General features: G+C 62.4%; 15 protein-coding genes and 1 pseudogene. 6 read left to right on the top strand and 10 right to left on the bottom strand.

The window, feature by feature from the left end; translation table 11 throughout:
- The first annotated feature begins 70 nt into the window (after positions 1 to 70).
- Positions 71 to 1,528: a TolC family outer membrane protein gene (locus C4K27_RS19030; protein WP_053261729.1), complete on the top strand. Its 1,458-nt coding sequence runs from the start codon at positions 71 to 73 to the stop codon at positions 1,526 to 1,528.
- 118 nt (positions 1,529 to 1,646) lie between these two features.
- Positions 1,647 to 5,216: a PAS domain-containing protein gene (locus tag C4K27_RS19025; protein ID WP_053262085.1), complete on the top strand. Its 3,570-nt coding sequence runs from the start codon at positions 1,647 to 1,649 to the stop codon at positions 5,214 to 5,216.
- Here C4K27_RS19025 and C4K27_RS19020 read toward each other — a convergent pair.
- From C4K27_RS19020 to C4K27_RS18995, 7 genes are all read right to left on the bottom strand, one after another.
- Complete coding sequence (locus C4K27_RS19020; protein WP_053261728.1) at positions 5,213 to 6,130, bottom strand: LysR family transcriptional regulator; 918 nt, start codon at positions 6,128 to 6,130, stop codon at positions 5,213 to 5,215. The genes C4K27_RS19025 and C4K27_RS19020 overlap by 4 nt on opposite strands.
- Positions 6,131 to 6,150: 20 nt before the next feature.
- Entirely contained in the window at positions 6,151 to 7,125 is a 975-nt protein-coding gene (locus C4K27_RS19015) for a response regulator (protein ID WP_053261727.1), read from the bottom strand.
- 79 nt (positions 7,126 to 7,204) lie between these two features.
- A complete protein-coding gene (locus C4K27_RS19010; RefSeq protein WP_053261726.1) occupies positions 7,205 to 8,281 on the bottom strand; it encodes a GGDEF domain-containing protein in 1,077 nt (358 codons plus the stop codon).
- Positions 8,282 to 8,589: 308 nt separating this feature from the next.
- Positions 8,590 to 9,051 carry a YccF domain-containing protein gene (locus C4K27_RS19005; protein WP_053261725.1) on the bottom strand — a complete coding sequence of 154 codons (462 nt, stop codon included), beginning with the start codon at positions 9,049 to 9,051 and terminating at the stop codon, positions 8,590 to 8,592.
- 72 nt (positions 9,052 to 9,123) lie between these two features.
- Complete coding sequence (locus C4K27_RS31510; RefSeq protein WP_238437489.1) at positions 9,124 to 9,897, bottom strand: membrane-associated oxidoreductase; 774 nt, start codon at positions 9,895 to 9,897, stop codon at positions 9,124 to 9,126.
- Between the two features lie 14 nt (positions 9,898 to 9,911).
- Positions 9,912 to 10,886, bottom strand: a complete 975-nt coding sequence (locus tag C4K27_RS31505; RefSeq protein ID WP_238437490.1) for a hypothetical protein — start codon at positions 10,884 to 10,886, stop codon at positions 9,912 to 9,914.
- Positions 10,887 to 11,101: 215 nt separating this feature from the next.
- On the bottom strand, positions 11,102 to 12,100 hold the full coding sequence (locus tag C4K27_RS18995; protein ID WP_053261724.1) for a bile acid:sodium symporter family protein: 999 nt from the start codon (positions 12,098 to 12,100) through the stop codon (positions 11,102 to 11,104).
- A gap of 84 nt (positions 12,101 to 12,184) precedes the next feature.
- Here C4K27_RS18995 and C4K27_RS18990 point away from each other — a divergent pair, with 84 nt between their 5' ends.
- Together C4K27_RS18990 and C4K27_RS18985 are read left to right on the top strand one after the other, a co-directional pair.
- The gene (locus tag C4K27_RS18990; protein WP_053261723.1) at positions 12,185 to 12,973 is read left to right on the top strand and encodes an AraC family transcriptional regulator; all 789 of its coding nucleotides are present in this window, start codon (positions 12,185 to 12,187) and stop codon (positions 12,971 to 12,973) included.
- A 21-nt stretch (positions 12,974 to 12,994) separates the two neighbouring features.
- Positions 12,995 to 13,315, top strand: coding sequence for a hypothetical protein (locus tag C4K27_RS18985; protein WP_053261722.1), 321 nt, complete (start codon positions 12,995 to 12,997; stop codon positions 13,313 to 13,315).
- 90 nt (positions 13,316 to 13,405) lie between these two features.
- Here C4K27_RS18985 and C4K27_RS18980 read toward each other — a convergent pair whose 3' ends face one another.
- The 3 genes from C4K27_RS18980 to C4K27_RS18970 all read right to left on the bottom strand — a co-directional run bounded on the left by C4K27_RS18980 (position 13,406) and on the right by C4K27_RS18970 (position 16,867).
- Complete coding sequence (locus tag C4K27_RS18980; RefSeq protein WP_053261721.1) at positions 13,406 to 15,055, bottom strand: FMN-binding glutamate synthase family protein; 1,650 nt, start codon at positions 15,053 to 15,055, stop codon at positions 13,406 to 13,408.
- A 52-nt stretch (positions 15,056 to 15,107) separates the two neighbouring features.
- Positions 15,108 to 15,590 carry an acyl-CoA thioesterase gene (locus tag C4K27_RS18975; RefSeq protein ID WP_053261720.1) on the bottom strand — a complete coding sequence of 161 codons (483 nt, stop codon included), beginning with the start codon at positions 15,588 to 15,590 and terminating at the stop codon, positions 15,108 to 15,110.
- Positions 15,591 to 16,075: 485 nt separating this feature from the next.
- Positions 16,076 to 16,867: a class I SAM-dependent methyltransferase gene (locus tag C4K27_RS18970; protein WP_007930528.1), complete on the bottom strand. Its 792-nt coding sequence runs from the start codon at positions 16,865 to 16,867 to the stop codon at positions 16,076 to 16,078.
- Between the two features lie 87 nt (positions 16,868 to 16,954).
- Here C4K27_RS18970 and C4K27_RS18965 point away from each other — a divergent pair.
- Together C4K27_RS18965 and C4K27_RS18960 are read left to right on the top strand one after the other, a co-directional pair.
- Positions 16,955 to 17,123, top strand: a pseudogene (locus C4K27_RS18965) (ATP-binding protein); the annotation flags it as partial.
- A 573-nt stretch (positions 17,124 to 17,696) separates the two neighbouring features.
- Positions 17,697 to 18,131, top strand: coding sequence for a hypothetical protein (locus C4K27_RS18960; RefSeq protein WP_125738067.1), 435 nt, complete (start codon positions 17,697 to 17,699; stop codon positions 18,129 to 18,131).
- Positions 18,132 to 18,152: the final 21 nt, after the last annotated feature.

The following is an 18,152-nucleotide window of genomic DNA, read 5'->3' as shown; positions in this document are numbered from 1 at the left end:
AGCAACCACAGGAGGGGCGCCAAGCCTCTCCTGTCTCCTGGCCCACCTTGTTTGGAAACAGAAACAGACCATGACCAACCCCATGATTTCGCGGCAGCGAGCCCTTGCCGGCTGGCTGCCCGTCCTGCTATCGCTGGCCGCGTTGCCGGCGGCCTCCCTGGCGGTGGCCGCCGAACAGCCGCGCCAGGCCCTGCCCAGCGACCTGTGGCGGGTGTACCTGGATGCCCAGCACAACAACAGCGAGCTGGCGGCGGCCCGTGCCGACCAGGCCGCCCGCGCCGAGGCGGTGCCCCAGGCCCGGGCCGGGCTGCTGCCCACGCTGTCGGCCAGCGCCGAGCTGAACGGCACCAGCACCTCCCTGCAACAGCCACGGCAGGACACCCGGCGCAGCGGCACCAGCTACCAGGCGGTGCTGAACCAGCCGATCTTCCGTGCCGATCGCTGGTTCAGCCTCAAGGCCGCTGAAGCCGAGGACCAGCAGGCCCAGCTGGAGCTGGCGGCAGCCGAACAGAAACTGATGCTCGACAGCGCCCAGGCCTATTTCGGCCTGCTCAAGGCCCAGGACGCCCTGGCGGCGGCCAAGGCGGAAGAGGCGGCGCTCAAGCGCCAGCTGGAACTGGCCGAGAAGGGTTTGCAGCTGGGCCTGTCGGACCGTACCGATGTGCTCCAGGCCGAGGCCGGGCATGACACCGCGCGGGCCAACCGGATCGTCGCGCAGAAGCGCACCGACGATGCCTTCGAAGCCCTGGACACCCTGACGCACCAGCAATACGCGGCGATCCAGGGCGTGCGGCATGACATGCCGATCTTGTTGCCCGAGCCCAACGATGCCCGGCGCTGGGTCGATACCGCGGTGCGCCAGAACCTGACCCTGCTGGCCAGCCAGCAAGCCCTGGACGCGACGCAGCAGACCCTGAGCGCGCGCAAGGCCGGGCACGCGCCGACCCTGGACGCGGTGCTGCGTTACCAGACCGGCGACAACGACAACCTGGGGTATGGCAACAGCGATATCCGTGGCAGCGGCTACGGCGGCAATGTCGAGCAGCGCTCCGTCGGCCTGCAGTTGAACATTCCGTTGTTCAGCGGCGGCCAGACCTCTTCCCAGGTGCGCGAGGCCCACCAGCGGATGAACCAGCGCGAGTACCTCAACGACAACCTGCGGCGCCAGGTGGTGGAGCAGACCCGCAACCTGCATCGCGGCCTCAACAGCGGCGTCGATCAGGTCAAGGCCCGGCGCCAGTCGATCATCTCCAACCAGGGCGCGGTGCTGGCCTCGCAGCTGGGCTTCCAGGTCGGCACCCGCAATATCGTCGATGTGCTGGAAGCCCAGCGCCAGTTGTATAACGCCGTGCGCCAGTACAACGACAGCCGTTATGACTACATTCTCGACACCCTGCGGCTCAAGCAGTCGGTGGGAACCTTGTCGCCCCAGGACCTCAAGGCGCTTGGTGATTACCTCAAGGCCGACTACGATCCCGACCGCGATTTCCTGCCGCCGGAGTTTCCACGCCGGCTGGCGGCGCGTTGAGCTGTTTGTCAGGGCACAGGCGTATGCGCACGGGTTTATCAGGTAAAGGGGCGAGGTGTTGCACAGGCTAACCAACTTCTTCGACAGCCACAGACGGTGTTGCTACGCCCTGGGCGTGGTGCTCGCGGTCGGTGCCGCGGTGGCGCTGGGCAACTACTACCGCCTGCAGGTCGAGGACGTCTACCAGGCCAGTATCGAGATGCAGACCCAGGAGTACGCGGCGGATCTGCAGCAGTGGAAGTCCGACGGTTTTGCCATTGGCGCGCTGTCGATCCTGGGGCGCCACAACCCCTCGCTGAAACGGGTGATCCTGGAGCGCGAGCCCTCCGCGGAATTGATGGCGCAGGCGGCGATCCCGTTGAAGACGCTGTCGATGGTGGTGGGCGCCAACCACGCCTTTGTCCTCAACCGCGACGGGGTGGTGGTGGCGGCCCACGATCACCAGGGCCAGGCGCCGCTGGGGCTGAATGTGGCCTTCCGGCCGTACTTCAAGGTGGCGCTCAACGGCGGCAGCAGCGTCTATGGCGCGATCAGCGTCACCACCGGCACCCGCATGTTCTACATGGCGGTCCCGGTCTACGAGTCGCGCACGCGCCAGGACCAGGTGATCGGGGTCCTGGTGGCGCGTTTCGACGGCAAGATGCTCGACACCAACCTGAGCAAGCAGTATGGCGACGACCTGAAAATGATCCTGTCGCCCAGCGGCGTGGTGCTGGCCGCCAGCACCCCGGATTTTCTGCTCAAGGCCGATCGCGCCTGGTCGCTGCGTGAATTCGGCGGCGAGATCCGCCGCCAGTTCGGCGACTACCCGTTCGCCCACGGGGTGCCCGAGCGCTTGCCGTTCGATACCCGTCAGCCGCAGGTCAAGCTGGACGGCCGGCGCTACAGCCTGTCCCGGGTCGATTTCGACTGGAATGATCCCAGCGGTCCCTGGACCCTGGTCACCCTGGGCGACCTGGATACGGTGCTGCCGGCCGAGCAGGTGCTGCTGATCAAGGGCTTGAGCGCGGTGGTGTTCCTGCTGTTGCTGTGGGGCGGCCTGCGACGCCTGGCCGATGCCCGGCGGCACAAGGCCGATGTGGCGCGGATCGAGCAAAGCGAGCGACGCCTGGACATGGCCCTGCAAAGCGGCGCGCTGGGGCTGTGGGACTGGAACGTCAGCCTGGGGATCGTCATCAATAACGATGTCTGGCTGCGGATCCTCGGCTACAGCAAGGAGGAGCTGGACCAGACCTTTGGCAATGGCCTGGATCGCTGGGCCTGCCTGGTTCATCCCCAGGACCATGAGCCGGTCATGGCCAGGCTCAGGGCGCACCTGAACAACGAAGTCGAGGAGTACCGCGCCGAGTACCGCATGCGCAGCAAAAGCGGGCGCTGGTTGTGGGTGCTGGACATCGGCCGGGTCATGCAGCGCGATGCTGATGGCACGCCGACGCGGGTCACCGGCGTGCTGCAGGACATCACCCAGGCGGTCGAGGTGCAGCAGTCGATCGTCGACAGCCAGACCAAGTTGCAATCAATGATCGCCAACATTCCGGGGGTGGTGTTTCGCAGCCTGCCGGACGCCTCGCGGACCATGGTGTTCGTCAGCGAGGCCATCGAGGGCCTGAGCGGTTTTGCGGCGGCGCATTTCCTCGCCGGGCACAGCTATCGCAACCTGGTCCACCCCGATGACCTGGAGATCTTCGCCGGCTGCCTGGGCAGCGCCAGCTACATGCTCGAATACCGGATCATCACCGCCAGCCAGGAGGTGCGCTGGGTCTACGACAAGGGCCAGACCATTGTCGTGGACGGGGTGCCGCAGTACCTGGACGGGGTGATTTTCGACATCAGCGAGCGCAAGGCGGTGGAAGCCCAGGTCCAGCAATCGCGGCGCGACGCCGAGCTGGCGACCCAGGCCAAGTCGGAGTTTCTCGACAGCATGTCCCATGAAATCCGCACGCCGCTGAACGCGATCATCGGCATGGCCCACCTAGTGCAGGACATGCCCCTGGAGCGGGTGCAGCGCGACTACATCGAGAAGATCGACCGCGCGGCGAGAAACCTGGTGGGCACCATCAATGGCGTGCTCGACCTGTCGAAGATCGAAGCCGGCAAGCTGAGCATGGAACAGGTCTGCTTCGACCTGCGCGAACTGGTGGACGATGTGTTGCTGCTGGTGCGCCAGCGCGCGGAAGAGCAGGCGCTGCAGCTGCGCCTGGACATTCCGGCCCTGCTGCCGCGCAGCTATGTCGGCGATCCGCTGCGCCTGGCCCAGGTGCTGACCAACCTGGTGGACAACTCGATCAAGTTCACCGAGGCCGGCCATGTGTGCATCGGCGTGTGCCTGGTGCGCCAGTGGAACGACAAGGCCCTGCTGTGCTTCAGCGTCACCGACACCGGGGTGGGCATCAGCGACGAGCAGCAGGCGCGGCTGTTCAATGCCTTTGTCCAGGCCGACCTGTCGATCAGCCGGCGTTACGGCGGCAGCGGCCTGGGGCTGACCATCTCAAAAAAAATCGTGCAGATGATGCAGGGCGACATCTGGGTGCACAGCAAGCCGGGGCAGGGCGCAGTGTTCAAATTCACCGTGCAGTTGAACGTGCCGCAACAGCGGCCGCAGGCCTTGCCCGCGGCGAGTTGCAGCGCGCCGGCCACGCCATCGGTGGCCGGCGCGGCGGGGCTGTGCACGGTCAACGACTATGCGCGGTTGCTGGCGGGGACGCGGGTGCTGGTGGTCGAGGACAACCGGCTGAACCAGGATGTGTTGCAGGGGCTGTTGCAGCGCGCCGGGGTCCAGGTGGTGCTGGCCGCCAATGGCGCCGAGGCCTTGCAGCGATTGCTCGAGGACGGGCGCTTCGACGGGGTGCTGATGGATTGCCAGATGCCGGTCATGGACGGCTACGGCACCACGCGCAAGATCCGCGGTTACCCGCACCTGCGCTCGCTGCCGATCATCGCGGTGACCGCCAGCAGCCAGGCCGATATCCAGGGCCGGGTGCTGGCCGCCGGCATGAGCGACCTGGTAAGCAAGCCGCTGGAGGTCACGGCCTTCTATCGGACCCTGGTGCGTTGGATCAAGCACCTGGAACTGCCACCGGGGGAGATTGCGACAAGCCTGCCCAGCGGCGTCTCGACCCCGGGCTACGAGGGCATCGACTCGGCGCTGGGGTTGGCGGTGGTGAACCAGGACCTGGCGCTGCACCAGAAGCTGCTGGCGGATTTTCGCGATGACCAGCAGCAGGTCATCGAGCGCCTGTGGCTGGCCCATGCCACCGAGGACCTGCAGGCCATCGGCTTTCTGGCCCACAGCCTGCAGGGAGCGGCCGGCAATGTCGGCGCCACCGCGGTCCGGCAGGCCGCCAGGGAACTGGAGGAGCAGTGTGCCGGGCAGGCTGATCTTGCGCCCTTGATCCGCCAGCTGGCGCAGTGCCTGGAACCGCTGCTGGCCAGCCTGGTGGGCTTGCCAACGGCGGGTGCCGAGCCTCCGGTCCGGGAGAACGAGGCACTGGGCAGTGAGCAGCTGTTAAAACTGGAGCGGCTGGCCAAGCTGCTGCACAACCATAATGCGCAGGCCCTGGCGCTGATCGATGAGTTGTGCGAGCAGAGCCGTAGCGGCGCCTTGCGGGCGATTCAGGAGCGGATCTACCGGCTGGAGTTCCAGCAGGCCTATGCGCTGCTGGTCGAGTTGCGCGCGGCCCAGGGCTAGCGCCCGGCGCGGGTCAGTTCGAGGTAGCGGGCCATCCGGTCCGTGCAGTGCTCCACCAGGCACTGGTGCAGGGCCCGCAGCGACTCGGTGATTTGCGAACGGTGCGATACCACCAGGCTCAGCGGCGCGGCGTCGGCCTGCCAGCCGGGGAGCAGGGGCAGCAGGCGCCCGGCGAGCAGGTCCTCGACCACGTTCAACAGCGGCAGGTAGACCACGCCGTGGCCGGCCACCGCCCAGCGCCGCGCGGCATCGCCATCGTCGCAGCAGAAGTGCCCCTGCACCCGCACATCCTCGACCTGGCCCGGCGCGTGGAAACGCCAGCGGCTCTCTGGCCGGCCAATGCTGTGGCAGATGATGCACTCGTGCTCGCTCAGCTGTTCCGGCGACTCGGGCGTGCCATGTTCGGCCAGGTAGCCGGGCGCGGCGCAGGCGATGAAGTGGTGCTGCTTGAGCACCGGTAGTTCGACCAGGTCCAGCGCCAGGCTTTTGCCGTAGCGCAGCGCCGCGTCGAAGCGGCCCTTGAGCAGGTCCTCTTCCTTGTCGCTCAGGGCCAGCTTGATATACAGCCGCGGGCGTTCCTGCTTGAGCCGGGCGAGCAGGTCCAGCAGCAGGTTGCGGCCCAGGTCGGAAGACACCGTGAGCTCCAGCATGCCGTCGTCGTGGGTCAACGAGCGCTTGCCGTTGGCCAGGATCTTCAGGGCGTGCTGCGCGCTTTCCAGGTAACGCACGCCCTCGGGGGTGAGTTTCAGGGTGCGCGTTGAGCGGGTGAACAGGCGCACGCCGAGACGGTTTTCCAGGCGCTTGAGCGCCAGGCTGGCGGCGGCCGGGGTGATCGACATGATGCGCGCGGCGGGCGACAGGCCCTGCAGCTCGGCAATCAGCACGAACAGTTCCAGGTCGGCGAGGTTAGGCATGGGCAAGGCTCACTGTCCGTTCACGGGCTGAAAAAGCTCTGTGACGAACTCAGCAAGGCCGCCGAGAGCGACGCCGGGCCGCAGGCGATGCATTGCTCGAACCCCGGCTGTTCATACATCCGCGCCATGGCCTGGGCGTGCCGGCCGGGAAGGTCGCCGCCGGGTTGCAGCAGGCTCAGGTGGTAGTCCAGCGCCAGGGCGAACAGGCGGGCCGAGAGCGGGAGATCGAGGCTTGCCGGGCTGCGGTCGCCCTGGAGCAGCGCCTCGGCATGGGTGATTTTCCAGGCGAGGTTGAGGATGCGGTCTTCCGGGTCGGCGTGGGCGAGAATCTCCTCGATCAGCACTCGGCTGTGGGCCAGGGCCTGGCCGATGCTGCCGCCGGGCTGGTTGAGGCCCATCAGGGCCAGGCAGGCGGCGCTGCGAAACGCCGCAGGGTCGCTCTGGGTCACACCGCTGTCGAGCAGGATCGACAGGGTGTTGAGCAGCGCCTCGAGGCGGATCCGCGGGTTGCCGGCCAGCTGCAAGGCCAGGGCGCCGATGAAGCCGTCGCGCATGTCGCTGCCGGCCGAGGGCTCGGCCGCCGGTTGCGGGCTGTGCAGGGGTTTGTCGCGGTAACCCAGTTGCGTCGCCACCCGGGCCAGCACCACCGGCGGCGAAATCGGCTTGGCGATGTAGTCGGCGGCGCCGAGCAGCAGGCCCAGGCGTTCGTCTTCGACGCTGCTGCGCGAGGTCAGGAAAATCACCGGGATGGCCGCGGTCGCCGGGTGGCTCTTGAGTTCGCTGAGCACCTGGAAGCCGTCCATCTCGGGCATCAGGATGTCGAGGATGATCAGGTCGGGGCTGGCGCTGCGGGCCAGGGCCAGGCCACGCTCGCTGTTCTTCGCCAGCAGCACTTCATATTCGCTCGTCAGGGTTTTCGAGAGCACGATCAACGACTGCGGGTCGTCGTCGATTGCCAGGAGGGTATAGGGCTTGGGGGCGTGCTCTGCGGGCATGACGGGGGCGCCTGATCAAGAGAGGGCGGCAGTTTATCTTATTTGATCGGCCGGTCGCGCTGGTGCGTTGCCGCAGGGGTCACGGGTGAAAGGTGTAGCGATCCTTGCCCGTGTGCTTGGACTGGTACAGCGCCTTGTCGGCCTTGAGCAGTGCCTGGTTCAGGCTGTCGTCGTCCTCGACCCGGGCCAGGCCGATGCTGACGGTCACCGGGTATCGGGCCCGGGCTTGGCGCACCACCTGGCACAGGCGTTCGGCCAGTTGCTCGACGTCGTCGCGCCGTACCCCGCCCAGGTAGATGGCGAACTCTTCGCCGCCCAGGCGCGCGTAATCGAAGCCGGCCATGACCGTGCGGATATCCGTGGCCACCCGCTTGAGCACCTCGTCGCCGATGTCATGGCCGTACAGGTCGTTGATTTTCTTGAAGTTGTCGACGTCGATCATCGCCAGGTAGTGGTCATGCTCCCGGGGCTGCGCCGCCAGTTGCTCGCCGGCGCGGGCCATGAACGAGCGGCGGTTGGGGATGCCGGTCAGGCTGTCGTTGTAGGCCTGTTCCAGCAACAGCTTGGACATGATGTAGGTGTGCAGCTTGGCCTGGCGCAGCTTGATGAAGCTGTAGAGGGTCAGGGCGGTGAGGAACAGCGCGTAGATCAGCAGCATGGCGCCCTTGAGTTCCAGCACCGAGGTCTGGGTCATGATGAACGGGTCGAGCACCACCCAGGTCAGCACGAGGGTGGCGAAGAACGACCAGCGCCGCAGGGGCAGCACCGAGGCGCTGTAGAGAATGCTCGAGGCGCCGAGGATCAGCCAGTCGGGGCGCAGGTCCAGCGGCATGCCTTCGATCACCAGGCGGATACCCGCGCCGATGATCAGCACGAAAAGCAGGTTGAGCCACTGGAAGTACCGGGCGTTCTTGATGAAGGCCAGCATGATCGCGTTGATCGCCAGGGCGACCAGGAACGCCATCGAGTACAGGGTGAAGCCCTGCTTGCCGGGGAAGCTGACGATCAGGTTGAACAGCAGCCAGATGCTGATGCTGGCGACGTAGATCAGCAGGCAGAAACCGTGCAGCCGTTCGAAGTCGTACTGGGCGAACTCGGCCTTGAGGGCCGGCGGCGTGGCCTGTTTCAGCACTTGCGCTTCAATGGTCTTGAGCATTACGGGCCTTGGGCGTGAACGGGTGGACGGGAGCGATAAGCCTCCTGGCGAGCGCGCGGACTGCGCAGGGCCTCGGGGCTGAATGAAAGCAGTGGGCGTGGGACTTGTCCAACCGCGGCGGGCGCCGGTGTGGGCGTCCTTCAACGTAGTGGTGCGGTTTGTTCAAGGTGGGGTGGCTTGGCGCTCAGGTTACGTGCTTGAGGGCGGCCCCGATGCGTGATGGCCGCTGTCGGAGCGCGCAAGCGCGCGGAGCATGCCGGTCGGCATGCGCAGCAGCAGAGGCCTCGACGAGACCTCGGCGCCTTGGCTCAGCCCGGCTGACGCTGTTTCAGCGCCGCATCCTGGGCATTGAAAGTACGCGCCGCGGCGGCCACTTCCTTGCGCACGATGGTCTTGCCGATCGGCGCCAGGGCGATGCCCGCCAGCTTCAGGTGCTGGATGCCGAAGGGAATGCCGATGATGGTGATAAAGCACAGCAGCGCCGACATCACATGCCCCAGCGCCAGCCAGATCCCGCCGAACACGAACCACAGCACATTGCCGATCACCCCCAGGCCGCTGGTGCCGATATCGTCCTTGTTGTTCAGCTCGTGCCGGCTGATCGCCTCCTTGCCGAACGGAAAAAACGAGAAGGCGCCAATCACGAAACAGGCCCGACCCCAAGGGATGCCGACGATGCTGATAAAGGCCAGGATGCCCCACAGCCACCAGCACAGGCCCATGAAAATGCCGCCGAGGATAAACCACAGAAAATTGCCGATGGCGCTCATGTAAAGCTTCCTTGTTTGAACCGTGAAGGGTGTCGAACAGGCCCCGTTCGAGGCCCGTGCAGGTATAGACGCTTATTCCTTGCGCCGAGTCAGGCCGGAGACAATCGCCACCAGCAACAGGCTGATGCCCCAGCCGATCAGGGTTTCGAGCCAGATCAGCAGGCGGATGCCGTGGCCCCATTCGAGATTCTTCAGTTCATCCCAATAGCTGGGGAAGGGCGTCGGTGTGATCGGCCCCCAGTCCTTCTCCTGCTGCAGATCGACCAGCGACAGCAGGATGTCCAGCGAATACGCGCCGGGGCTGAAACCGGTGTACTCACCGCGCAAGGCCTTGCAGGTGTACCAGTTGCCGATCTCGGCAGGGCGTTCGGTATCGGGGTGCTGCCGTTGCCAGGCATCGCCATATTCAGGGGTACAACTGGCGTAGGCCTCGTTCTGGAACACCAGTGGGTTGCTGGGGGCGAAGACCTTGTGATTGACGGCGGCGTACCAGTAGACGCTGGTGAACAACAGCCAGATGCCCAGTATCCAGGCCAGCAGCCGCATGGGGCGATAGCCGTAGCCGGTGAGAGCGCCATAGAGCACGTGGGGGACCTTGCCGAGCCAACGGGTTCCCCATATCCATTTGGCTGTGCGATGGCCCACCATGCCGACCTTGCGTAGACGCTGTTCGAAAGCAATGCCGACCTCGCGTGCCTCTTCGAAGTGGCCCATCTTTTCAAAGACGTGCTTCAGCTGGAGCCAGGGCTGTGGCAGGAATCCACTCTCGGAACCTTTGAGGCCATCGTCGCCGGTGCTGGATGGCAGCTGTGAGTCGAGCCAGGCGATACGATCCTTGGCCCTCAAGGGGGAGTCGGTGGTCAGGAAGTCGTAGGTAAAGCCGTTAAGGCCCAGCTCCTTGCCCCAGGTCTTTGAGTCGTCGTCAAGGTTTTGACGTGAGAGCCGCTGAAAGCCGCATTCTGTAAAGGATGCTCCAGATGGGTGAGCATCAGTGTTCTACCGACGATCATGTTTTGCGCGAGCAAGGAAAAGCCGCCGTTGCCATCCAGATGATGTGAACCTTTCAGGCTCAGTTGTCCGTCGATCTGCGCGGCTGTGAGGCGCACGGTACCTATGGAGTGGAAGCCGGTAGAGAGAAATACACTGCCACTCACACGGGCTTTGTCAGCATTCAAGGCAATGCCGGTGGTGGCGGTAAAGGTGCAGTTCGAGCAATTCAAGCTTTTCATGGTTGCGCTGTTCAATCGCACTTCACCCAGAGACTTGAACCCTTCGTCAAAGATGATGTTTGCGTCGATTACACAGCGGTCTGCCTCCAGAGCATTGTTCCCCAGACCATCGAGTTGAGCTGCGCTGAATATCAGCGACCCCGCGATTTTTGCTCCGATCAGGCAAATGGTTCCCTGGGAATGGAACGCTTTCATCTGGACCGATGAGCACACGCGAAGATACTGGGCTGCAACGCCGGAAAACTGGCTGCCGTTCAAATCAAGCCAGCCGTCGATGACCGTGTTTTCAAGCCGCAGGTCCTTGTCGCACAGACAATGGGTCAAGCTGACGTTGGTGGCGATGGTGGCGGAACTGAGATGCAGGGAGCCCTGGATGAATGCGCCTTCGAGGTGAACCCCGTTCAGATCTATTGGGTTCTTGTCATCGCCGCCCAGTATCAGGAACCTCAGGAAACTGGCGCGAATGGTGTTTTCCGCAGTGCCGGCTACAGGCCTTTGCTTGGCGATACTGAACCGCGCTCCTGTGGCGCCGTAAGCCAGCAGCTTTTTTTCCACCGGGTTCAAGGGCAGGTAGTGCTGGAGTACCCGATCGGCGGTAAGCGTCATGCTTTTCACTCCTGAACAGCACTGAGTTTGGCGGGAGTGGGCGCTTGTCTGAGGTGGCAACCAGCGAGGAGGGGCAAAGCGTGAGGCACGAGCGGGAAACGCATAAAAACTTCCATGTAGGGTTGTTGGGCGGCAAAGGGCTGGCAGTATGCCATTGGCTTGCCGTCCCGACAAAAGCACAAGCCCCTGCTCCTGCAAGGGCTGTTGCGGGTGCTTCAGGGATCGACCTGGGCCATCAACTCCGGCACCGACTCGGGGCGTTTGGCATAACGCTGGGCCAGCACCGCGCAGACCATCAGCTGGATCTGATGGAACAACATCAGTGGCAGGATCAGCACGCCCATGGTGCTGCCGGCGAACAGCACCTGGGCCATGGGCACGCCGGTGGCCAGGCTTTTCTTCGAGCCGCAGAAGAGGATGGTGATGCGGTCTTCCTGGTTGAAGCCGAACAGCTTGCTCAGCAGGCTGGAGGCCAGCAGCGCCAGCGCCAACAGCACGCAGCAGGCCAAGACCAGCCCGCCCAGGTTCCACAACGGAATCTGGTGCCAGATGCCTTCGTTCACCGCCTCGCTGAAGGCGCCGTAGACCACCAGCAGGATCGAGCCCTGGTCGACGAATTTCAGCCAGTTCTTGTTGCGGCCGACCCAGGCGCCGATCCAGCGGCGGGCGATCTGCCCGGCAATGAAGGGCAGCAGCAATTGCACGCTGATCTTGACGATGGCATCCACGGTCGAGCCGGCATCGCCGTGTACATTCAGCAGCAGGGTCACCAGCAATGGCGTGAGGAAAATCCCGAACAGGCTGGACGCCGCGGCGCTGCAGATCGCCGCCGGCACGTTGCCCCGCGCCAGCGAAGTGAAGGCAATCGCCGACTGCACGGTGGCGGGCAGGGCGCAGAGGTAGAGCATGCCCAGGTACAGGTCGTTGCCGATCAGCGGCGACAGCAGCGGTTTGAGCGCCAGCCCGAGGATCGGGAACAGCACGAAGGTCAGGCTGAAGATCAGCAGGTGCAGGCGCCAATGGCCCGCCCCGGCAATGATCGCCTCGCGCGACAGCTTGGCGCCGTGGAGGAAGAACAGCAGGGCGATGGCGGCGTTGGTCAGCCAGCCGAAGCCTAGCGCCACCTGGCCGCTGGCGGGCAGGAAGCTGGCCAGCAGCACCACGCCGATCAGGGTCAGGGTGAAATTGTCGGGCAAAAGACGTGAGCGACTCATAATGGGACCATCCAAGGGTTGCCAGAGCGGTTGGCCGACTCTAACGTGATGATGGACTGCCGACTAACGCCAATGAGCCAGTAAATGCCGCCTAAAGGACATGAAAAGATCGTCCAACGCAGTATTCCCGGTCTGCCGAGCCTGCCTCGACCGGTGTACGGGCGCACCGAATCCCTGCCCAACCGGGCGCTGACCCGGCGCCACAGCCACCCTTGGGTGCAATTGTCCTACGCCATCCAGGGCGTGCTGGAAGTGCAGACCAGCGTCGGGCGTTTCATCGCCCCGCCGCAACGGGCGGTGTGGATTCCCGCTGGCATGCCGCACAAGGTGTTCAGCTCACCGCGCACTGAAATGCGCAGCCTGTACCTGGATTGCCGTGTCACCGCCTGGGCCGGCGAAACCTGCCAGGTGCTGGCGGTGAGCAGCCTGCTGCGCGAATTGATCCGCGCCTTCAGCGAGCTGCCGGTGGAATACGCCGAAAATGGCGCCGACGGGCGCCTGGCCCAGGTCCTGCTGGATCAACTGGCCGCCGCGCCGCAACTGGACCTGATGTTGCCGCTGCCCCAGGACCCGCGCCTGCGACAGATCTACCGCAGCCTGCAAGCGCACCCGGACCAGCCGACCACCCTGGGGCAGTGGAGCGAGAAATTGGGCGTGACGGAGAAAACCCTGAGCCGCCTGTTCCTGCACGACACTGGCCTGACCTTCCGCGCCTGGCGCCAGCGCCTGCGCCTGCTGGGCGCCCTGACGCCCCTGGAGAACGGCGAGCGGGTGACGGATGTGGCACTGGCCTGCGGCTACGACTCGACCTCAGCTTTTATCGCCGCGTTCCGCCAGCAGTTCGATGCGACGCCCGGGGAGTTTTTCCGGTAGATACAGCCAGGGGGATATCTCATGCAGCCCAGACTCTTCAAAATGGCCAATGGTCATCTCACCTTGGAGTTCGATGCTTACGACAGTGATCTCTGGCGCGCTGTCGGCGCTTATCTTGAGGATGTGTTGGGTTTCGATCGACGCGGCGAGACCTTCGATGGTTGGGATGAAGGTATCGTTAAGTCCTTTCAGCGTGACAGCTTGCTACTCAAGGCCGGGTGGAGCCATTGGGCTGATGGAGACTATCTGCAGTCAGATTCCTACTCCGGCGATGAGTTGCTGAGCAAGCTCTTCGCTGCTATCAAGCCTGATCTTTCGTTTCGGCCAATCCAGGATCAGTAGCGGCATAACGTTCACCTGCGGCATCCCGGGCCACCGGGCAACGCCTGCGCTCTTACAGGCGTTATATCCAGAAGCTCAACCAGCATTGGTCTAAGCCGGCGTCAGCCGCTCGGCCTTGGATGGCGCGGCCACGGCCAGTGGCGCGAAGCTGTGGGGTTGGGCCATGTTCCACATGCGCGCGTAGAACTCCGAACTGATAGGGCGTTGCAATAGCTCGCCGGGTTCGAGGAACACGTGGATCTGCGAGAACAGCCGGACCTCGGTGGTGGTCAGACGCCGCACCAGATGCTTGGCCTGCAACTGTGCCGGGTGGTCGAGGCCGGCGGCGCTGAGCATTTCGCCGAGGGCGACCAGGGTATTGCGATGGAAGTTGTGCACCCGCTCGGCCTTGTCCGTGACCTGCAGCGCTTTCTGGCGCAGCGGGTCCTGGGTGGCGACGCCGGTGGGACATTTGTTGGTGTGGCAGCTTTGCGACTGGATGCAGCCGATGGCGAACATGAAACCGCGCGCGGCGTTGACCCAGTCGGCGCCGATGGTCAGCACGCTGGCGATGTCGAAGGCACTGATCACCTTGCCGCTGGCGCCCAGTTTGATCTGCGAACGCAGGCCGGCGCCGACCAGGGTGTTATGCACGAACAGCAGGCCCTCGCGCATGGGCATGCCGATGTTGTCGGTGAACTCGCGAGGCGCGGCGCCGGTGCCGCCTTCCTTGCCGTCGACCACGATAAAGTCCGGCTGGATGCCGGTCTCGAGCATGGCCTTGACGATGGCCATGAACTCCCAGGGATGACCCACGCAGAACTTGAAGCCCACCGGCTTGCCACCGGACAGGTTGCGCAGCTTGACGATGAACTCCAGCAGTTGCAGGGGCGTGCTGAACTCCGAGTGCCGCGCCGGCGATACGCAGTCGTGGCCCATCTGCACGCCTCGGGTCTTGGCGATTTCGGCGGTGACCTTGTGCTTGGGCAGGATGCCGCCATGCCCCGGCTTGGCGCCCTGGCTGAGCTTGATCTCGATCATCTTCACCTGCGGATGGCTGGCCTGCTCGGAGAAGCGCTGGGCATCGAAATGGCCGTCCAGGGTGCGGCAACCGAAGTAGCCGCTGCCGATTTCCCAGATCAGGTCGCCGGCGAATTCCTGGTGATAGGGGCTGATGCTGCCCTCCCCGGTGTCGTGGGCGAAGCCGCCGAGCCGGGCGCCTTTGTTCAGGGCGCGGATGGCGTTGGCGCTCAGCGCGCCGAAGCTCATGGCCGAGATGTTGAACACCGAGGCGCTGTAGGGCTGCTGGCAATCCGGCCCGCCCACCACCACGCGGAACTGGCTGGGGTCGCAGGCATCGCCCGGGACCATGGAGTGGCTGATGAATTCGAAGCCGGGCTGATAGACGTCGGCCAGGGTGCCAAAGGCCTTCTCCGCGGGCTGGTTCTTGGCGCGGGCGTAGACCATCGAACGCTGCGAGCGGGAGAAGGGCAGCTTCTCGTCGTCGCCTTCCAGCAGGTACTGGCGGATCTCCGGGCGAATCGACTCGATCAGGTAACGGATATTGCCGATGATCGGGTAGTTGCGGCGCACCGCATGGTGGCTTTGCAGCAGGTCGTTGAGGCCGACCAGGCTGAGCACCCCGGCCAGCACGATCAGCCCCTGGCCCCAGAGGCTGGCGGGCCAGAACAACAGGCCGAACAAGGTAAGGGCAAGGCAAAGGATCAGGGTCGCGTAGCGACTGAGCAGCGATATCTTCATGGTCGTTCCTTGGGCAAATCGCAAGACATGGGTTCAGGCGGTCAGGGCGGGCTCAATCCGCGTTGCGGATCTGCCGATAGCGCTCCTGCAGCTCCTGGCGCTGCTGTTTGCGCAGCAGACCCTGGGCGTAGCGGCGTTGTTCGGTGGCGGTTTCCGGCACGAAGGCGCGCACCGGGTGCGGGCGCCCGTCGGGGTCGACGGCGACCATGGTGAAGTAACAACTGTTGGTGTGGCGCACCGTGCGTTCGTGGATGTTCTCGGTCATCACCTTGACCCCGACCTCCATCGAGGTGCGCCCGGTGTAATTGACCGAGGCGAGGAAGGTCACCAGTTCGCCGACATGGATCGGCTCCTTGAAGATCACCTGATCCACCGACAGCGTGACCACATAGCGCCCGGCGTAGCGCTTGGCGCAGGCGAAGGCCACCTCGTCGAGCAGCTTCAGCAGGGCGCCGCCGTGCACGTTGCCGGAGAAATTGGCTTTGTCGGGCGTCATGAGCACGCTCATGCTCAATTGATAACTGCCTGGTTCCATGGGTGACCTCATCAGTAATCGATGCTGTCCGGATAGGCAGGCTAGAGCCCCACGGACAGTATTTGGCTGGAGATCGGAGGGTAATAAGAAGTCTTGATAGTTAGCTAGCTATCTTTTGCAATGAGCTGTTGTGGGGATTGCAATAATGAGTGGGGAGAGGGCGATACCTAGCGCTTGCTATTCAACGGTGAGTCGCTTTGGTTGCAGTCAGGGCTAACAACCCTGCCGAGTTCACGCGCATGGGGAGCAGATTCGTTCACGCCTATCGGTAATACCGCGAACTCTGTAGCCGCTGCCGCAGGCTGCGATCAGGCGCTTGCGCCTGCCAAACCTGATCGACGATTTGAACGGTGGGGGCGCTACGGTAGCGACTGTTTCTTTGCATGACACCGACCTGTAGGAGCGAGCTTGCTCGCGATAGCGTCCGTGCTCGCGCTGCCGTTTTTGGACGGTGTCATAGGTGGCCAAAAAAATTGAACGCAGGGTCAATAATGATAACGACGGATTGCTTGTTCAAGACGGAATTCAGTCTTCGGAGGATTGTCCACGAGCCGCGCAACAATGAAGAGCTTATCGACATCATCGACCATGTGTCGCATGTAACAGTTGACCATTCGATAGCGTTCTATGGCGAAATAGGTGTTCATTATTTTGATTTTTTCGTCCATATCACCGTCATCGCCTACGTTGCCAGCACCTGGCCCGAAAACATTGTGGCTTTCAAACAGTAGGTAGCCACCCGGCTTTAGAAACGACACCAGGCGCTTCATGTAGTTTTCAAACCCCATATTGAGGTTGCCATCAATGGTGTGATGATTGGAAAACGACAGCACCACATCAAATTTTTTATCTGTAGCAAATACCGAAAAATCGCTTTCTATAAACTCTATATTGTCGCGCTTTAAATAACGCGCGGTATCCTTCGCCACTTTATTGAGAAAAGGGTTGAGTTCGACGGCTGTCACGGATTTCGCCAGTCGCGAACAATAGGCTGAGACAAAACCGCAGTTGCTGCCGATGTCCAGTACGTCAGCGCCCTTCAATTCTTCATCGATGGCGTATTGCTTGAACCGAAAGCCCGTAGGCTTCAGGCCTGTGATTCCCAGTTCTTCCAAGCCTTGGTAGAAATATCCTTGGCTGTATTGTTGCTTCTTTGGCCAGTTCTTCTGCTGCTCTTTCAAATGCCCTCGCAAACGCTTCTGGATGAAAAGCGTGCCTTTGAAGAGCCCCTTCCAGAAATCAAAAAATGAAAGTCTGACGCTGTATGGAATTTCCATTGATAACCCTGAAATAAGACGTCGATACTGGTGGTCCTTGCATGCTATCGGCCGCAGGTGGGTTCACATTAGGCGTGCAACCTTAACAAGATGACCACGGTGTTGCTGAATCGGCTGACACCACTGCCGCATCGTCGAAACGGGCAACGAGTCCTACCGCCTGCAACACAGCAGCTTGGTCGCCCAGACAAAGCTCAAATCACGTGAACGAAAGCGCAAGGACGATGACGGTAGCGAGGACGATGAGCCGTTTTGATCTGCACCGAAAATACCTGCCGCATGCCTACATGCGGTGGGGCTTGATGCCTCGCCCGCCAGGGCACGACTGCTAAGCTTGTCCACAATTGCTGATGCCAAAATCAGCAATCCGCCCTGGGTCAGTTTTCAATCGACACATATCCATTCCTTCGGTCACGGCGGTTTATGGTTTCGCCCTTATGGCGGGGCACTTTTACCAAACGCCCGGAATGCCGGCCCAGCCAAAAGTAACCAAAAGGGCTTGCCCCTGCGTATGGCTTTCTCTCCAGTGTCCCTCAGGGGGCATCGCTCTCCGGTTGGCTTCGCTTCAACCTCCATACGATGTCCTCGACTGCGTCGAGGGGCGCTGCGCGCCATTCCCCTTAGCTCGCTAAGGGTGAGCGTGGGACGACTGGTCGTGAGGTAGAGGTTAATTGTGAATAGCTTGAGTGCATATGCATAAATGTCATATAACCGTGCAGGAGTTTTTCTAGCTCTTTTGAGGGCTAGGATGAATTCTTGTAAAGCTATTGGTTTGGCTGTCAAGTGATTTGTATCCGGTTGTTGATTTTGAAAAAAAGGGGTAACTATTATGGGATCAACTTTTGGGGTCAATGTTCCTGCTGTTGAGAATATGATCATTTCCGCTAAGGAAGAGCTTGGAAAGATAGAGCATCTTCTTCGGGGAACCCTAGAGGAAATTGCTTATCTTGAAAGTGAAAAACAAGCGGTAGAGTCATTTGTTAAATTCCATGAATTGCAGTCAGAGAGGAGGGAGGTTTTTAAGAAAGTTTTTTCCTCTGATTGGGATTATGGGATCGCATTGAATACTGCGAGTGAGATTGTCGCTGAGGCTGAGGCTCGTCTGGGAGAGCTTAATTCACGCTTGAATGATTTTAGTTCGCGAAAGGAGAAGCTCTTGAGGAAAAGGGAGTTTGTTGAAGCTGATATTTTGCTATTGACTAATATGAAGCAGAGTTCTCCAAGGGCAAAGATAATTGAGTATGCAGTTTGGGAGTTTGTCTGATTTTAAGTCCTAGTAGATGAT

This window comes from Pseudomonas chlororaphis subsp. chlororaphis (assembly GCF_003945765.1).
GTDB classification, from domain to species: domain Bacteria; phylum Pseudomonadota; class Gammaproteobacteria; order Pseudomonadales; family Pseudomonadaceae; genus Aquipseudomonas; species Aquipseudomonas chlororaphis.
This window is presented reverse-complemented; position numbering and strand designations above follow the sequence as displayed.

Bases quoted from the DNA above. Each gene is read 5' to 3' on its own strand.
- C4K27_RS18990 (WP_053261723.1), top strand. From the start codon at position 12,185: ATGCCGCCTAAAGGACATGAAAAGATCGTCCAACGCAGTATTCCCGGT.
- C4K27_RS18985 (WP_053261722.1), top strand. From the start codon at position 12,995: ATGCAGCCCAGACTCTTCAAAATGGCCAATGGTCATCTCACCTTGGAG.
- C4K27_RS19005 (WP_053261725.1), bottom strand. From the start codon at position 9,051: ATGAGCGCCATCGGCAATTTTCTGTGGTTTATCCTCGGCGGCATTTTC.
- C4K27_RS19020 (WP_053261728.1), bottom strand. From the start codon at position 6,130: ATGCCTAACCTCGCCGACCTGGAACTGTTCGTGCTGATTGCCGAGCTG.
- C4K27_RS18995 (WP_053261724.1), bottom strand. From the start codon at position 12,100: ATGAGTCGCTCACGTCTTTTGCCCGACAATTTCACCCTGACCCTGATC.
- C4K27_RS18975 (WP_053261720.1), bottom strand. From the start codon at position 15,590: ATGGAACCAGGCAGTTATCAATTGAGCATGAGCGTGCTCATGACGCCC.
- C4K27_RS19015 (WP_053261727.1), bottom strand. From the start codon at position 7,125: ATGCCCGCAGAGCACGCCCCCAAGCCCTATACCCTCCTGGCAATCGAC.
- C4K27_RS19010 (WP_053261726.1), bottom strand. From the start codon at position 8,281: ATGCTCAAGACCATTGAAGCGCAAGTGCTGAAACAGGCCACGCCGCCG.
- C4K27_RS18960 (WP_125738067.1), top strand. From the start codon at position 17,697: ATGGGATCAACTTTTGGGGTCAATGTTCCTGCTGTTGAGAATATGATC.
- C4K27_RS18980 (WP_053261721.1), bottom strand. From the start codon at position 15,055: ATGAAGATATCGCTGCTCAGTCGCTACGCGACCCTGATCCTTTGCCTT.
- C4K27_RS19030 (WP_053261729.1), top strand. From the start codon at position 71: ATGACCAACCCCATGATTTCGCGGCAGCGAGCCCTTGCCGGCTGGCTG.
- C4K27_RS18970 (WP_007930528.1), bottom strand. From the start codon at position 16,867: ATGGAAATTCCATACAGCGTCAGACTTTCATTTTTTGATTTCTGGAAG.
- C4K27_RS31505 (WP_238437490.1), bottom strand. From the start codon at position 10,886: ATGACGCTTACCGCCGATCGGGTACTCCAGCACTACCTGCCCTTGAAC.